This window comes from Providencia sp. PROV150 (assembly GCF_028481025.1).
GTDB lineage: Bacteria > Pseudomonadota > Gammaproteobacteria > Enterobacterales > Enterobacteriaceae > Providencia > Providencia hangzhouensis.
The window spans coordinates 32,786-49,045 of the sequence record NZ_JAMPPJ010000025.1; the positions used below are offsets into that span (position 1 = coordinate 32,786).

General features: G+C 43.1%; 14 protein-coding genes. 13 read left to right on the top strand and 1 reads right to left on the bottom strand.

The window, feature by feature from the left end:
- Positions 1 to 333 precede the first annotated feature (333 nt).
- The gene (locus tag PSE83_RS16010; RefSeq protein WP_164565477.1) at positions 334 to 2,052 is read left to right on the top strand and encodes an arylsulfatase; all 1,719 of its coding nucleotides are present in this window, start codon (positions 334 to 336) and stop codon (positions 2,050 to 2,052) included.
- 90 nt (positions 2,053 to 2,142) lie between these two features.
- Here the strand turns inward: PSE83_RS16010 and PSE83_RS16015 are convergent, their stop codons facing one another.
- A complete protein-coding gene (locus PSE83_RS16015) occupies positions 2,143 to 3,072 on the bottom strand; it encodes an MBL fold metallo-hydrolase (RefSeq protein ID WP_164565476.1) in 930 nt (309 codons plus the stop codon).
- Between the two features lie 482 nt (positions 3,073 to 3,554).
- Here PSE83_RS16015 and hypF point away from each other — a divergent pair, with 482 nt between their 5' ends.
- The 12 genes from hypF (at position 3,555) to hypE (ending at position 16,258) form a co-directional block, all read left to right on the top strand.
- Positions 3,555 to 5,831 (top strand): carbamoyltransferase HypF, encoded by a 2,277-nt coding sequence (gene hypF, locus PSE83_RS16020; RefSeq protein ID WP_272660979.1) that lies wholly within the window; start codon positions 3,555 to 3,557, stop codon positions 5,829 to 5,831.
- A gap of 608 nt (positions 5,832 to 6,439) precedes the next feature.
- Entirely contained in the window at positions 6,440 to 7,558 is a 1,119-nt protein-coding gene (hybO, locus tag PSE83_RS16025) for a hydrogenase 2 small subunit (protein WP_004257951.1), read from the top strand.
- A gap of 2 nt (positions 7,559 to 7,560) precedes the next feature.
- Positions 7,561 to 8,547 (top strand): hydrogenase 2 operon protein HybA, encoded by a 987-nt coding sequence (gene hybA / locus PSE83_RS16030; protein WP_164565474.1) that lies wholly within the window; start codon positions 7,561 to 7,563, stop codon positions 8,545 to 8,547.
- A complete protein-coding gene (gene hybB, locus PSE83_RS16035; protein WP_004257947.1) occupies positions 8,531 to 9,718 on the top strand; it encodes a Ni/Fe-hydrogenase cytochrome b subunit in 1,188 nt (395 codons plus the stop codon). Before hybA ends, hybB begins: the two co-directional genes overlap by 17 nt.
- Positions 9,715 to 11,418, top strand: coding sequence for a hydrogenase 2 large subunit (gene hybC / locus PSE83_RS16040; protein WP_136135469.1), 1,704 nt, complete (start codon positions 9,715 to 9,717; stop codon positions 11,416 to 11,418). Before hybB ends, hybC begins: the two co-directional genes overlap by 4 nt.
- Positions 11,418 to 11,915 (top strand): HyaD/HybD family hydrogenase maturation endopeptidase, encoded by a 498-nt coding sequence (locus PSE83_RS16045; protein ID WP_004257940.1) that lies wholly within the window; start codon positions 11,418 to 11,420, stop codon positions 11,913 to 11,915. Before hybC ends, PSE83_RS16045 begins: the two co-directional genes overlap by 1 nt.
- On the top strand, positions 11,905 to 12,396 hold the full coding sequence (gene hybE, locus PSE83_RS16050) for a hydrogenase-2 assembly chaperone (protein WP_272660980.1): 492 nt from the start codon (positions 11,905 to 11,907) through the stop codon (positions 12,394 to 12,396). The genes PSE83_RS16045 and hybE overlap by 11 nt, the downstream gene beginning before the upstream one ends.
- A complete protein-coding gene (gene hypA, locus PSE83_RS16055) occupies positions 12,389 to 12,730 on the top strand; it encodes a hydrogenase maturation nickel metallochaperone HypA (RefSeq protein WP_004257935.1) in 342 nt (113 codons plus the stop codon). The genes hybE and hypA overlap by 8 nt, the downstream gene beginning before the upstream one ends.
- Before the next feature lie 90 nt (positions 12,731 to 12,820).
- The gene (gene hypB, locus PSE83_RS16060; RefSeq protein ID WP_004257932.1) at positions 12,821 to 13,849 is read left to right on the top strand and encodes a hydrogenase nickel incorporation protein HypB; all 1,029 of its coding nucleotides are present in this window, start codon (positions 12,821 to 12,823) and stop codon (positions 13,847 to 13,849) included.
- Positions 13,840 to 14,136: a hydrogenase maturation factor HybG gene (gene hybG / locus PSE83_RS16065; protein ID WP_004257928.1), complete on the top strand. Its 297-nt coding sequence runs from the start codon at positions 13,840 to 13,842 to the stop codon at positions 14,134 to 14,136. Before hypB ends, hybG begins: the two co-directional genes overlap by 10 nt.
- Positions 14,120 to 15,232, top strand: coding sequence for a hydrogenase formation protein HypD (gene hypD / locus PSE83_RS16070; RefSeq protein ID WP_164565473.1), 1,113 nt, complete (start codon positions 14,120 to 14,122; stop codon positions 15,230 to 15,232). Before hybG ends, hypD begins: the two co-directional genes overlap by 17 nt.
- Entirely contained in the window at positions 15,233 to 16,258 is a 1,026-nt protein-coding gene (hypE, locus tag PSE83_RS16075; RefSeq protein ID WP_094961068.1) for a hydrogenase expression/formation protein HypE, read from the top strand.
- Positions 16,259 to 16,260: the final 2 nt, after the last annotated feature.

Consider the following 16,260-nt stretch of genomic DNA (forward strand, 5'->3'; position numbering starts at 1 on the left):
ATAAGAATTTAATGGATGTAATAGTTTTGATGCTGTTCACAAATATATAAATAATAGATTGTGAATTTAATTTATTTTGATTAGATAGTGGCATTCTGGGTGTGTTACTAGTTTGACTAGGCAAAAACCTGAGACTTATAGCATTGGATGTTATAGGTCTCAGGTTTTTTTGTTTTTGTCCTTTTAATCCGAATGTGAGTTGTTTTTTACTAACTCGTATTTTATAAGTGAGGCACTATGTCTAATAAAGAGCGGTCGAATAAAGAAACAAGAAAAACTAAAAAACGGTATTTTTTACAATTACTACACAAGCCAAACCCGCTTAGACAGTGTATGAGTACAGCATTAAGTGGCGCATTGATGCTATCGGCATCTTTTGCTACACATGCCGCAGCTGAAAATACTGCGTCGAATATAAAGCCACCGAACGTGATCTTAATTGTGCTTGATGATGTTGGTTTTGCTGATTTTGGATCTTTTGGTTCAGAGATCAAAACACCAAATATTGATGCACTTGCAGAATCCGGGGTGCGTTATAACCGCTTTGATACAAGTGCGATTAGTGCGCCAACTCGCGCGGCTATCGTTACAGGACGAAACAATCAAACTGTCAATATGGAAGATTTGCCACCGGATAATGTGAATGCGCCATCGAAAGAAACACCTCATGGTACAGGGCCAGCAACGAGTGGGGAAATACCTGAAAATGCACAAAATATTGCTCAAGCCTTGAAATCTGCAGGTTATGATACTTATGCGTTGGGCAAATGGCATTTGGCACCAAATTATAAAGATGATTTAGCTCGTAATCAGAGCTTTTGGCCAAGACAGCGTGGATTTGATTATTTCTATGGTTTTTTAAGCGGTCATACCAACCAATATAAACCTGCATTAGTCGAAAATAACCAAAAAATTACCCCGCCTAATCATCCTGAATATCATTTATCGGTTGATTTAGTCGACCATGCGATTAAGCGTATTGATCAGAAATCAGAACAACCGAAATTTATTTATTTGGCTTTAGGCGCAGCTCATTCGCCTTATCATGTGCCGCAATCTTATATTAAAAATTACAATGGCAAATATGATCAAGGCTGGGATCAACTGCGCTTAGATAGGTTTGAAAAACAGAAGAAGTTAGGCATTATTCCACAAAATACCCTTTTACCGGTAAGGGAGAAAGGAGACGCAGCTTGGGATTCACTCGATACTGAGCAGAAAAAAGTGTATGCAAGGTTTATGGAAACCTATGCTGGTTTTATGACTCATACCGATGAACAAATTGGCCGTTTAGTCGACCACTTGAAAGAAACAGGCCAATATGATGATACGTTAATTATTTTATTGTCAGATAACGGCGCCGCGCCAGAAGGCGGGGTAAATGGTGGTTTTAGAACGGCATATATGGATAAAACAACGGTTAAAGAAATGTACGATAACCTTGATGATGCCGGTGGACCAAAAACGGACATGCTATATCAGCGCCCTTGGGCGTATGCGGGGGCAACACCCTTTAAGCGTTATAAACTGTGGCCTTATTTAGGTGGTGTTAGAACCCCTCTGATTGTGTCATGGCCTAGTCATATACAACAACCAAATAGTATTCGCTCTCAATATGTTAGTGTTATTGATATTGCCCCTACAATTTTAGAGGCGGCGGGAACGTCATTTGCAACAGAGGTTGATGGCGTAAAACAAATTCCTGTGGCCGGTAAATCTTTCTTAGAAACATTAAATTCGGATGACGCAAAAACCCGTGATGTGCAGTATTTTCAATTGCGTAGTCAGCGAGCTATTACTCAGGGTAACTGGAGAGCGGTCGCATTGCACCGTTATAACACCAGCTACAATGATGACCAATGGCAACTGTTTAATACAGCAGAAGATTTTTCTGAATCAACAGATTTAGCACAGAAATACCCAGAAAAATTGAAAGAATTACAGCAATTGTGGTGGGATGAAGCCAGAAAATATAGCGATCCAGCTGTCGTAGACCCTTCTGAATTCTTCTACAACTTTAATCGCATGGAAGATGGATTTATTAGTGATTAAATTTCACTGCTATTATTCTGTACGCTAATATTTGAATAAATAGATATAAAAAGGTATTGAATATCAATACCTTTTTATTATTGAAATACCTTATTTCACTTCAAAACGTTGTAAGTCTTTACTGACCGTTACTGGGCCTGAGTATTGTTTTCTTACTTCATTAATCCACACGTCATCAGTAATCGATGGGTCATCCGCGGGGACTAAGTGGGTTAGGACAAGGTGTTTTACATTCGCTTGCTTGGCTATTTTTCCGACATCTTCTGCTGTTGTATGGTGAGAAATAATCGCTTTTGCCAGCGTTGAACCGTTGCCGATACGGTTGGCTAAATTTTCCACACCAGAGACTAAGACGACTTCACTAATTAAGTAATCAGCATCTTTAGCAAATTCAATAATTTGGCTATTATCAATCATATCACCAGTAATAACGATAGTTTTTCCGCCAGATTGTATTTTATAAGCGAGAGCTTCGTCTGAGTTAAAAGGTGGGTGTGGAACAAATAAGGCACTAATGTCGACATCATCATTTTTGAGTACAGGGCCTTCTTGAATATCTTTTGCTGTAACTATTTGGCGCAAATCAGGTTTACCTTCATCTTTAACGCGTAAATCAATATCGCGACTAAAAGTATCCCAAACACCTTTTGTCATACTTTCCGTTCCAACAGGGCCATAAACAGCGATATTATGATTTAAACCACTGTTCCATGCATTTAACAGTAGGGCTGGGTAATCGGCAACATGATCACTGTGGAGGTGGGTAATAAAGATAGAATCAAGATTTTTTAATGGGGCTTTTGATTGAACTAATCGCAAACTTGCTCCGTATCCCGCATCAAATAAGTATATTTTATCGTTCTTGATAAATGCCGTCGATTGCGGCAAGCGTTTTTCATTTAATAATGAAGGACCGCCTTTTGTTCCAAGCGTAATAATTTCATCTGCACTAGTAAGATGGCTAACACCAAATAGCGCAGCACCGATAGAAAGAGAAACGAAGAGTTGTTTTAGTTTCAAAATATCACCTCTTTATATTATTAATAGATTGAGTTTTATGAATAATATTTATTCATTGCAGGGTATTGGTATATTGTTAACATATGAATAACTCTACGTTTATGTGTGGTGGGATACTATCGTTCTTATGGACTAGGTGAATGATTTAGAAGATTATTTATGTTAATTAATAGAGAATAGTTCTGAAAATAATTATTCAATTTAACTATAATTCTAATATTATTTAATAGAGAAAGTTATATTGTTTGCTCATCCTATTTAAATTGGATTTTAAATTTATATTTAACTTTGTTTAGGGTTATTAATGAATAAATAATAGGCTCTATTTTTAAATGGAATCATTATTGTATTACTAAATAATTGGTTCGATTTTTGAAAAATGAGTCTGCCAATTGTATTTCCACAACTTTTCTTGATCTCAAGTGAAGTTTTTTTTATGTTTTAGCGCGAAAATACCCTCACAATGCTAAGGGGATATCTCAGTGAAAAGTGGTATACAGTTACGCATCAAAGGGAAAGTGCAAGGTGTGGGGTTTCGCCCCTATATTTGGCAGTTAGCCCACCAATGCAAATTATTAGGTGATGTTTGTAATGATGGTGAAGGGGTGCTAGTGCGTTTATGTATTGGTTCGGATCTCACTGAATTTACTCAGTTATTGTACCAACATTGTCCGCCATTAGCCCATATAGAAAGTATTGAACCGCAACCTTTTCAATGGGATAAATTACCCGATACTTTTACTATTCGCCGTAGTGGTGAAGGTAAAATGGACACGCAAGTAATTCCAGATGCTGCCACTTGTGATGCGTGCCAACAAGAGCTTTTTGCCCTATCAAATCGGCGTTTTCATTACCCGTTTACAAACTGTACGCATTGCGGCCCCCGTTTCACTATTATTCGTCATATGCCTTATGATAGACCCAATACCGCAATGGCCGATTTTCCTTTGTGTCCTAATTGCTTAGAGGAATATCAATCCCCCGCAGATAGACGATTTCATGCGCAACCTAATGCGTGCGCGGTGTGTGGCCCTGAAATTAAATTGTGCGACCCATCAGGAAAAACGATTGCAAATAAAGAGAACGCATTAGTCTTGGCAGCTCAGCAGTTATTGGCAGGTAAAATTGTTGCCATTAAGGGGATTGGGGGGTTTCACCTTGCTTGCGATGCGAGTAATGATCAGGCGGTAGAAGCTTTGCGCGTACGTAAATGCCGACCAACTAAGCCACTTGCGGTAATGGTTCCATCACTGAATTGGTTAGAGTTGCACAATATGCCGCTTAGTGATGGCCTATGTGCATTATTAAAAAGCCCTGCCGCACCGATTGTGTTGATTAAAAATTGGAAAAATCATGTATTAAGCCAATATATTGCGCCAAAGCTAGCGGAAATAGGTGTTATGTTACCTTCTAATCCGTTGCAACACCTATTGATGGCACAAGTTAATTGCCCATTAGTGATGACATCAGGAAATGTATCAGGAAAGCCCCCTGTATTGAGTGAGCAAGCTGCTCTGGCTGATTTAACGGATATTGCTGATTTTTTCCTCACTCATAACCGCGATATTGTCCAACGTGCAGATGACTCACTGGTGCGTTATCATGATGGGCAAGCGGAAATGCTCCGTCGTGCGCGGGGCTATGTCCCTGATTCGATTGATTTACCTAAAGGGTTTGAAAATTCCCCACCAATACTGGCTTTAGGGGCTGATCTTAAAAATACCTTTTGTTTATTGCGAGACAAAAGTGCAGTAATGAGCCAACACCTAGGCGACCTTGATGACATGGATATTTTTGAACAATACCAGTCTGCGATTGCATTATTTGAATCTATTTATCGTTTTACGCCAACCGCTATAGTTTCTGATATGCATCCTAATTATGTGAGTACGCGCTATGGCGAGGCGTTATCACAGCAATTACGAATCCCATTGATAAAAGTGCAGCATCATCATGCGCATATCGCAGCGGTAATGGTTGAGCATGGTTTACCACTAAATGGAAGTAAAGTCATTGGGTTAGCTTTGGATGGTTTGGGGTATGGTGATGACCACCGGCTATGGGGAGGTGAATGCTTACTAGTGGATTATAAATCCAGTCAATACCTAGGAGGCTTGCCCTCAGTTGCACTGCCGGGAGGGGAATTAGCTTCTCGGCAGCCATGGCGTAATTTCCTTGCGCATTGTTTACAATTTGTCCCCCAGTGGCAAAAGCAAGAGAGCGTTGCTTATTTAATGTCATTTCCTTGGCAAGGCTTACAAAAGGCGATTGATAAAGGAATTAATAGCCCAACGGCTTCATCTACTGGGCGGCTTTTTGATGCGGTTGCTGCGGCGTTAGGTATTTGTACGGCACAAACTAGTTGGGAAGGGGAGGCCGCTTGCCAACTGGAAGCGATTGCAATGAAATCTCCCGTGAGCGTACATCCGGTCACTATGCCGTTAGTTGGTCAACAATTAGATTTACATACATTTTGGCAGCAATGGATGGCGTACTGTGCGCCTAAACCACAACGCGCACATGCATTTCATGTAGCGTTAGCGGAAGGTTTTGCTGAGCTAGCAAGGAAATCAGCGAACCAATATGGTACTAAGAAAATTGTTTTGTCAGGTGGTGTGATTCATAACCAACTATTGCGAGAACTATTAATGAATAATCTATCTGAGTTCGATGTGTTATATGCAAAACAATTTCCTATGGGAGATGGTGGGCTATCATTGGGGCAAGTCGCTATCGCTTCTGCGATGTTGAAAAATTAATCTATTACTGATGGGCAGTATTATATTTATAGGATTGTATATCTACCTATTTTTCAGCTTTTCATTTTAATAGAATATATTGTCTTTTTGATATTGATTCTTATTTAACATATTTGTTTTTATATTAATAGTTGGATTGTTATTAATACACCTATTCTGCTTAATTAATTATATTACGATAATGAATCTAAGTATCATAATGAAAAATAAATGGTTTTTTATTTTAAATGATGTGATGTATAACGCAGTATTGAAAATCAAATCTATTTTTTTATATTTTCCCTCTTGTTTTAACACAGGTTACTGAATCGATTTTTCTAGCAAATATATAAAAAAAATAAAATTTCTTATTGCCTATTGATGAAGATCAAATGATTTAGGAGCGGTAGGAATAGGATCTTATTTTATATTTATGCATCAGGTTACTTAAATAAGAATTTATTTCATTAGAGTTGGTTTTGTTTGCTTCTTAAATAGATAAATACAAACAAAAAGCGTATGCATCATTTGTGTATAGGGCCTTGTGGTATTTATAACCTTAAGATAATAAACAAAAATTTCCTTCTAATGAATAGGTTTTAAGCCACCCATAATAATAGGAAAAAAGAATGATAGGAGATAACTCTATTATTTCTTCGCATGGCATTAACCGCCGTGATTTTATGAAGTTATGTACAGCATTAGCAGCGACAATGGGATTAAGCGGGAAGGCTGCTGCCCAAATAGCTGAATCTATTAGTGATCCAGCTCGACCTCCTGTCATTTGGATTGGTGCCCAAGAGTGTACGGGGTGTACGGAATCTTTGCTGTGTTCAACCCATCCAACTTTGGAAAATTTAATTCTCGATACTATTTCATTGGAATACCACGAGGTGTTGTCTGCCGCCTTTGGTGAGCAAGTTGAGCAAAATAAACATGATGCAATTGAAAAGTACAAAGGAAAATATGTTTTAGTCGTCGATGGTTCTATCCCACTAAAAGATAACGGTATTTATTGCATGGTGGCGGGGAAACCGATTGTTGAGCATATTCGTGAAGTGGCTGAACACGCCGCGGCCGTGATTGCGATTGGTTCTTGTGCTTCGTGGGGCGGTGTTGCTGCGGCAGGAGATAACCCAACAGGAGCCGTGGGTTTAGATCAAGTCATTAAAGATAAAACCGTTATCAATATTCCAGGTTGCCCGCCTAATCCACATAACTTCCTTGCGACGGTCGCGCACTTAATTACGTTTAATCGTCCACCAAAACTGGATAGCAAAAATCGCCCAATGTTCGCGTACGGTCGATTAATTCATGAACACTGCGAACGTCGCCCTCATTTTGATGCGGGCCGCTTCGCAAAAGAGTTCGGTGATGATGGTCATCGTGAAGGTTGGTGTTTATACCATTTAGGCTGTAAGGGGCCTGAAACTTACGGGAACTGTTCCACATTGCAATTCTGTGATGTCGGTGGTGTTTGGCCTGTGGCGATTGGTCACCCTTGTTATGGCTGTAATGAGGAAAATGTCGGCTTTCACAAAGCGATACATCAGTTGGCGAGCGTGGAAAACCCAACACCACGGGTGGATAAACCGGATGTCAATAATCGCGAAGGTGGCCAAATTTCATCTACAGCTGTGGGGTTAATTGGTGGTGTTGTCGGGTTAGTGGCTGGAGTTAGCGTGATGGCAGTACGTGAATTAGGTCGTCAAAAACGCCAACAAGATACTGACTCACGGGGAGAATAACCGTGAATAGACGAAATTTTCTTAAACTCTCCGCAGGGGGAGCATTACTTGCGGGAAGTTCACCCAGTTTGGCGGGGCCTGAAAACCGCCCGTCAATTCCTAATTCTTTAGGGATGCTATATGACTCGACCCTGTGTATTGGGTGTCAGGCGTGCGTGACAAAATGCCAAGATATTAACCACCCAGAACGTAACCCGGTCGGGGAACAAACTTGGTCAAATAATGACAAACTCACCCCTTATACCAACAATATTATTCAGGTTTGGAGCAGTGGAACAGGCGTTCATAAAGACCAAGAAAAAGATGGCTATGCCTACATTAAAAAGCAGTGTATGCACTGTGTTGACCCTAATTGCGTGTCGGTTTGCCCTGTTCAAGCGCTGAAAAAAGACCCAAAAACCGGCATTGTTCATTACGATGCCAGCGTATGTACTGGCTGCCGCTATTGCATGGTGGCGTGTCCCTTTAATATTCCGAAATATGCTTACGATGACAAATTTGGTGCGATTCATAAATGCGAGTTATGCAACCAAAAAGGTGTCGAACGTTTAGACAAGGGTGGCTTGCCCGGTTGTGTCGAAGTTTGCCCAACGGGAGCGGTAATTTTCGGGACGCGGGAAGAATTGCTCGCGGAAGCCAAAAAACGCTTAACACTCAAAGTGGGGGATGAGTACGGTTACCCAAGACAAACCTTACATAGCAATGACCCGAATGTGATTAAAGTGCCGAAATATGAGGCTCATGTTTATGGAGAACTTGAAGGCGGTGGTACACAAGTCATTGTTCTTTCAGGTGTGCCCTATCAAAATCTTGGGTTGCCTGAATTGGAGCAGTTGTCTACTGGGGCTCGTTCTGAATATGTCCAGCACACCCTTTATAAAGGGATGGTATTGCCGCTCGCGGCGTTGGCAGGGTTGAGTTTCTTGGTGTATCGCAATACCAAGAATGATAAACACGAAGGAGACGACTCAAATGACGACGCATCATAAAGAGCAGCCGTTAGGCGGGCGTTTAGTCAGTTGGCCAATTATGGTATTTGGGCCATTAGTGCTGATTTGTGTCATCTTGATTGTTAAACGTTTGGTCTTCGGCTTAGGCTCAGTTTCTGACCTAAATGGTGGCTATCCTTGGGGGATCTGGATTGCTTTTGACTTACTAATTGGTACCGGTTTTGCTTGTGGTGGTTGGGCGCTGGCTTGGGCGGTGTATGTATTTAATCGCGGTGAATATCACCCGTTAGTGCGCCCTGCGTTATTAGCCAGTTTGTTCGGTTACTCCCTCGGTGGTTTATCCATTACCATTGACGTAGGTCGTTACTGGAACTTGCCTTACTTTTACATCCCCGGTTTCTTTAACACCAATTCGGTGCTATTTGAAACGGCAGTGTGTATGACGATTTATATTGGTGTGATGGCACTGGAATTTGCTCCTGCACTGTGTGAACGTTTTGGTTGGAAGGTTTCATTAAAACGCTTAAATAAAGTGATGTTTTTTATCATTGCGCTAGGGGCGTTATTGCCGATGATGCACCAGTCATCAATGGGGTCATTGATGATTTCAGCAGGATATAAAGTCCATCCTATTTGGCAAAGCTATGAAATGCTACCTCTACTCTCATTGTTGACCGCATTTATTATGGGCTTTTCTATCGTCATTTTTGAAGGGTCATTACTTCAAGCCGCATTACGTGGGCAGGGTGCTGATGAACGGCCATTGTTTGTTCGTATCACTCGGATCTTGCAGGTACTGTTAGTGCTGTTTTTGGTCTGTCGTTTTGGTGAGCTGATTTATCGAGATAAGTTGCACCATATCTTCAATACCGATTTCTACGCCATGATGTTTTGGATAGAAACCGCATTAATGGTTTTCCCATTGGTTATTTTCCGCATGCCATCACTGAGGAATGATTCACGGTGGTTATATGCAAGCGGTTTAAGCATGTTGATTGGTGCTGCAATGTGGCGGATGAGCTATTCCCTCGTTGCATTCAACCCAGGGGGCGGATACGACTACTTCCCAACAACAGAAGAACTTTTAATTTCAATAGGTTTCGTGGCAATAGAGGTATGCGCTTATATCTTATTGATCCGCTTATTACCTGTTATTCCAGCATTGAAAAAAACAACGATGAGCCATTCAGAGGCCCGAGGTAAAGCATGAGCCAACGTATAACAATAGACCCAGTCACTCGTATCGAAGGTCACTTACGCATTGATTGTGAAATTGAAGATGGAAAAGTCACCAAGGCTTGGGCTTCAGGCACGATGTGGCGTGGTATGGAAGAGATAGTCAAAGGAAAAGACCCTCGTGATGCATGGATGATCATGCAGCGTATTTGTGGGGTTTGTACCACAGTGCACGGTATTGTGTCGGTACGCACGATTGAGAGCGCCTTAAATATTGATGTGCCAGTGAATGCGCAGTATATCCGTAATATGATTTTAGCCGCGCATACTATTCAAGACCATATTGTCCATTTTTATCAATTATCGGCGTTAGATTGGGTGGATATCACCTCTGCGCTGAATGCAGACCCAAATAAAGCGGCAGAAATTTTGAGAGGCGTTTCGACGTGGCCACTGAATAGCCCAGAAGAGTTCACGCGAGTTCAAGATAAAATTAAAAAACTGGTTGCCAGTGGGCAATTGGGTATTTTTGCTAATGGATATTGGGGGCACCCAGCGATGAAACTATCGCCTGAGGTGAACTTAATTGCTGTAGCTCACTACTTACAAGCCCTCGAATGTCAGCGTGATGCTAACCGTATTGTGGCGTTATTAGGAGGTAAAACGCCGCATATTCAAAACCTTGCTGTTGGTGGTGTCGCAAACCCTATCAACCTTGATGGTGTTGGGGTTCTGAACCTTGAACGCTTGATGTATGTAAAATCCTTTATTGACCGTTTAGGGGATTTTATCGAGCAAGTGTATAAGATTGACGCAGCGGTGATTGCAGCAGGCTACCCTGAATGGCTCGAAGTCGGTCAAGGTGCGAAACATTACATGTGTATGCCTGAAATGCCAATGGACGGTAAAAATGGGAGTTTTCTATTACCTGGCGGGTATCTAGAGAACAGTGACTTTAGTACTTATCGCCCCATTACTAGCCATACAGATGAGTATTTGATCAACGGCATCAAAGAAAGTAGCAAACATGCATGGTACAAAGAAAATGAGCCACAAGCACCGTGGGAAGGTACTACGAACCCGGATTACACCGGTTGGGATGATGACGGTAAATATTCATGGGTAAAAGCACCTACTTTCTATGATAAAACCGTTGAAGTCGGGCCGCTCGCTGATTTGTTGTGTAAATTAGCGGCAAAACATGAACCGACAGAAAAACACTTTAATGATGTGGTAAACCTGTATCAAACATTGACAGGTAACAATATTAGTGTGGACCAACTGCATTCCACATTGGGGCGGATTATCGGGCGTAGTGTTCGCTGCTGTGTACTGAATGAAACCTTGTCAATTCAATGGCAAGCGCTGGTGGACAATATCGCAAAAGGGGATCACACCACCTTTGTAAAACCCGTATTCCCAGAAAATGCCACCATTAAAGGTGTCGGTTTTGGTGAAGTACCTCGAGGTTTATTATCTCACTGGGTCGTGATCAAAGACGGTAAAATTGAAAATTACCAAGCGGTAGTGCCATCGACTTGGAACTCAGGCCCACGTAATTTCAATGATGAGCCAGGCCCTTATGAGCAAGCATTGGTAGGAACTCCTGTCGCTGACCCATCTAAACCTCTTGAAGTGGTGCGGACCATTCACTCATTTGACCCTTGTATGTCTTGTGCAGTGCACATTGTTGACCCTGAAGGTGGCGAAGTCACTAAGGTTAAGGTGCTGTAATGCGTATTTTAGTCTTAGGTGTTGGCAATATACTGTTGAGCGATGAAGGGATTGGGGTACGCATCGTTGAGGCTTTAGAACAGCGCTATCACCTACCTGAATGCGTAGAAGTGCTTGATGGTGGAACTGCTGGAATGGAGCTAATTGGCCCAATGGCAGATAGAGACCATTTGATCATTGCCGATGTTGTGTTATCGAGCCAGAAGGCTGGCTCGATTTTAGTCTTGCGTGATGACGAAGTCCCTGCGCTGTTTACACGTAAAATTTCCCCACATCAACTCGGTTTATCAGATGTGCTATCCGCTTTGCATTTAACCGATGAATTCCCACAGCGGCTAACATTAGTTGGCGTTGTGCCTGAATCCCTCGAGCCGCATATCGGTTTGACGGCAACAGGGCTGGCCGCTTTAGAGCCAGCTTTACAAAAGGTTATTGAGGTTTTGCGAAGCGAAGGCTTGGAAATCATAGCGAAAGAAGAGAGTTTGCATGCCGGATGACATATTAGGTTATGAAACTAACCCTCGGCCTCAGGTTGAGGCCGCATTTACGCGCGTTGCTGAACAATCGATGCATGATTTGTCATTTTTGCATCCAACGATGCCTGTGCACGCCAGTGATTTTGCCCTGTTTGAAGGGCAATGGGTGGGTGCGGTGATTACGCCATGGATGCTCAGCGCGATTATTCTACCGGGGCCTGAGCAATATTGGCCTCGCCGCGTGGTCGGTGACAAGGTTGGGTTAATCCTCCCCTATGGTGAAATGACTTATACCGTAGGTGAATTAGACGGCTTAACTCAATATTTTGCTTGCTCATTAATGTCGCCATTAGAAAAAAAAATGACACCAGAACAAGGTATTCACCTAACGGATGATTGCCAGCGAATATTGTTATCGCTCCCAGTTAGTGACCCGAATATTCCTCAAGCACCTGAACGTAGAGCATTGTTTGCCCGCCACTTAAGGGGGCAGGATGCATGAGGTTTCGTTATGCCAAAGTACGATAGAAATTATTGAACAGCAGGCGAAAAAAAATGCAGTTAACCGAGTCACAGGTGTTTGGCTTGAAATCGGCGCACTCTCTTGTGTTGAAGAGAGTGCGTTTCGCTTCAGTTTTGATGTCGTTTGCCGAGGGACGGTTGCAGAAGGCTGCCAGCTCCACATTATTTACCAGCCCGCACAAGCATGGTGTTGGGATTGCAGTGAAATAGTGGAAATAGACAGCCACCAATCGGTTTGTCCATGCTGTCAGGGGTTGAACCTGAAAGTGGAAAGTGGGGATAGTTTGCGCATCAAAGAGTTGGAAGTGGAGTAGCTTTTTGAGCTGAGCTTGAGGTGTATCAACTAGACTCAATGGACTATGTATTAATCTAATTTAACAATTTAGCGGTTGGGAGTGAAACTTATGTGTAGTACTTGTGGATGTGCGTCGGGAGAGCGCAAAATTGAGGGGGATGACCACGATCATCACCATGACCACCATCACGGCCATGATCACCACCAAGGTCACAACAATCATGATCACGACCATCACCATGATCATGAACCTAATGGGCAAACGGTGATCATTCATCACCATTATTATCATCAAGGTGATGTCCACAACCATTATCACCAATATGAACCCGCACCTGCTGAAAGCAAGTCTAAAAAGCATAAACACAAACATAAGCATAAACATATTTATCAAACGGCTGAGGCAAGTTTTAAACCAGCTGGGGAACACCATGACCTTGATTATGGCCACGGTGAAGCAGGTACCCATGCACCGGGGATTAGCCAAAAACGCATGCTACAAATTGAGATGGATGTGTTAGATAAAAATAACCATCTGGCGGAACATAACCGTAAGGATTTTTGCCAGAAGAATATTTTAGCGCTAAACCTCGTTTCTAGCCCCGGTTCAGGAAAAACCACCTTGTTGACAGAAACGTTGTTAAGACTGCGTGACAGAATTAATTGCGCAGTGATTGAAGGTGACCAACAAACCACTAATGATGCACAACGGATCCGCGAAACGGGTGTGCCTGCGATTCAAGTGAACACAGGAAAAGGCTGTCACTTAGATGCACAAATGGTCCACGATGCAACAGCACGTTTAGAGTTAGCCGATAACAGTTTGTTATTTATTGAAAATGTCGGGAATCTCGTGTGCCCTGCCAGTTTTGACTTAGGGGAACGCCATAAAGTAGCGGTACTGTCAGTCACGGAAGGGGAAGATAAGCCTCTCAAATATCCACATATGTTTGCGGCAGCAGATATCATGTTATTGAACAAAATCGACTTACTGCCATACCTGAATTTTGATGTTGATGCTTGTATCGCCAATGCTAAGCAAGTGAACCCCAATATCCAAGTTATCCAAGTTTCTGCGACACGCGGCGAAGGGATGGATGCATGGCTGGCATGGTTGGAGACACAGCTATGTGCTTAGGCATTCCGGGCAAAATAGTGGCAGTTGGTGAAGACATTCACCAACTCGCTCAAGTGGATGTTTGTGGTGTAAAACGCGATGTGAATATTGGCCTCATTTGTGAAGGGGAAACCGCCGATTTATTAGGCCAATGGGTATTGGTACACGTCGGGTTTGCCATGAGTATCATCAATGAAGAAGAAGCGCAATCTACCTTGGATGCGTTAACCGCGATGAGCCAGCTAGACCACGAGGTCAGCGATTTTAGTGGTTTAAATGCAGGAGCGGCAGATGCAGTACGTCGATGAATTTCGCGACCCTGTTCTTGCAAAAGCGCTGTTGGCGCATATTCATCAACGGGTGAATGAAATACCCCAAGCGAAACGACGCCCATTACAACTCATGGAAGTCTGTGGTGGCCACACCCACGCGATTTTTAAATTTGGTATTGACCAGTTATTACCCACTGACATTGAATTTGTTCATGGGCCCGGTTGCCCTGTGTGCGTTTTGCCAATGGGACGAATTGATAGTTGTATTGAAATTGCACAGCACCCTGAGGTTATCTTTTGTACTTATGGCGATGCAATGCGTGTTCCGGGGGAAAAGGGCTCTTTACTTGACGCCAAGCGTAATGGAGCGGATGTCCGCATCGTTTATTCACCGCTAGATGCCTTGGCATTGGCAGAGCAGCATCCCCATCGCCAAGTGGTTTTCTTTGGCTTAGGCTTTGAAACCACAATGCCGAGTACGGCAATTACCTTGCAGCAGGCGAAGCGACGCCAATTAGCAAATTTTAGTGTATTTTGCCAGCACATTACGATCATTCCTACCTTGCGTAGCTTACTTGAGCAACCGGATGTCCGTATTGACGGCTTTTTAGCACCAGGACACGTGAGTATGGTAATCGGGGCGCATCCCTACCAGTTTATTAGCGAAGACTTCCATAAACCCTTGGTGGTCACAGGGTTCGAACCCTTAGATATTTTGCAGTCGTTAGCCATGCTAGTTGACCAAATCGCTGATGGTCGTTGTGAGGTAGAAAACCAATATAAACGCGTTGTGGCCGATGAAGGTAACCTGTTGGCACTTAAAGCGTTAGAGGAAGTTTTTGAACTTAAACAAACCAGTGAATGGCGCGGGTTGGGGGAAATTGCAGGTTCAGGGGTTCAATTAACTCAAGCTTACCAATTTTTTGATGCTGAGAAGCGTTTTCAGGTACAACCCCATAAAGTGGCGGATGACCCGCAAGCACGTTGCGGTGAGGTGTTAACAGGGCGCTGTAAACCGAACGAATGTACGTTGTTTGGGCGCCGTTGTACGCCACAAACGGCTTTTGGCGCATTAATGGTTTCTTCTGAAGGTGCCTGTGCAGCTTATTACCAATATCGTCGGGAGGCATAAATGAGTCGTGATGCTAACAATGTGGTGACGATGGCCCACGGAAGTGGTGGGCAGGCGATGCAGCAATTGATTGAACAGTTGTTTTTGCAGGCGTTTGCAAACCCAGCGTTGAATGAGCGAGAAGACCAAGCTCGGCTAGCATTGTCCGAAATGACAGCATTGGGTGACCGTTTGGCATTCAGTACCGATAGCTATGTCATCGACCCGATTTTTTTCCCGGGAGGCAATATTGGTAAAATAGCCGTTTGCGGCACAGTGAATGACGTTGCAGTTAGTGGGGCTACCCCCAAATATCTTTCTTGCGGTTTTATCTTGGAAGAAGGTTTTTCCCTGACTGAATTGCAGGTCATTGTCGAATCTATGGCGGCAACGGCAAAAGCGGCCGGTGTGGATATTGTGACAGGCGATACCAAGGTAGTGCAGCGCGGGGCTGCAGATAAAATCTTTATCAATACGGCAGGTATTGGCGTGATCCCGTCCAATATCCAGTGGGGAGCTCAGCATATTCAAGCGGGGGATAAAGTGATTGTTAGCGGTACGTTGGGTGATCACGGCGCGACTATCTTAAACCTGCGCGAACAACTCGGGTTAGAAGCGGAGCTTTGCAGTGATTGTGCGGTATTAACGCCATTGATAGCTCCGCTGCGTGAAATTGACGGCATTCGGGCATTACGAGACGCAACTCGTGGTGGCGTAACGGCAATCTTACATGAATTTGCCCAAGCCAGTGGTTATGGAATTGCCGTAAATGAGGGGGATTTACCAGTTTCTTCTGCAGTTAGGGGCGTGTGCGAGCTATTGGGTTTAGAGCCGTTAAACTTTGCCAATGAAGGTAAACTAGTGATTGTGGTGAAACCTGAAGCGGAAAATGCAGTGCTTGCTGCACTACACCAACACCCATTAGGGAAAGATGCAGCCACGATTGGCTGTGTGACTGAGCAAAAACAAGTCAAATTAGTTGGGATCTTCGGTACATCAAGGTTATTAGATTTGCCTCACAGCGAGCCTTTACCCCGTATTTGTTAATT

Bases quoted from the DNA above. Each gene is read 5' to 3' on its own strand.
- PSE83_RS16010 (WP_164565477.1), top strand. From the start codon at position 334: ATGAGTACAGCATTAAGTGGCGCATTGATGCTATCGGCATCTTTTGCT.
- hybO (WP_004257951.1), top strand. From the start codon at position 6,440: ATGATAGGAGATAACTCTATTATTTCTTCGCATGGCATTAACCGCCGT.
- hybB (WP_004257947.1), top strand. From the start codon at position 8,531: ATGACGACGCATCATAAAGAGCAGCCGTTAGGCGGGCGTTTAGTCAGT.
- hybC (WP_136135469.1), top strand. From the start codon at position 9,715: ATGAGCCAACGTATAACAATAGACCCAGTCACTCGTATCGAAGGTCAC.
- PSE83_RS16045 (WP_004257940.1), top strand. From the start codon at position 11,418: ATGCGTATTTTAGTCTTAGGTGTTGGCAATATACTGTTGAGCGATGAA.
- hybE (WP_272660980.1), top strand. From the start codon at position 11,905: ATGCCGGATGACATATTAGGTTATGAAACTAACCCTCGGCCTCAGGTT.
- hypA (WP_004257935.1), top strand. From the start codon at position 12,389: ATGCATGAGGTTTCGTTATGCCAAAGTACGATAGAAATTATTGAACAG.
- hypB (WP_004257932.1), top strand. From the start codon at position 12,821: ATGTGTAGTACTTGTGGATGTGCGTCGGGAGAGCGCAAAATTGAGGGG.
- hybG (WP_004257928.1), top strand. From the start codon at position 13,840: ATGTGCTTAGGCATTCCGGGCAAAATAGTGGCAGTTGGTGAAGACATT.
- hypD (WP_164565473.1), top strand. From the start codon at position 14,120: ATGCAGTACGTCGATGAATTTCGCGACCCTGTTCTTGCAAAAGCGCTG.
- hypE (WP_094961068.1), top strand. From the start codon at position 15,233: ATGAGTCGTGATGCTAACAATGTGGTGACGATGGCCCACGGAAGTGGT.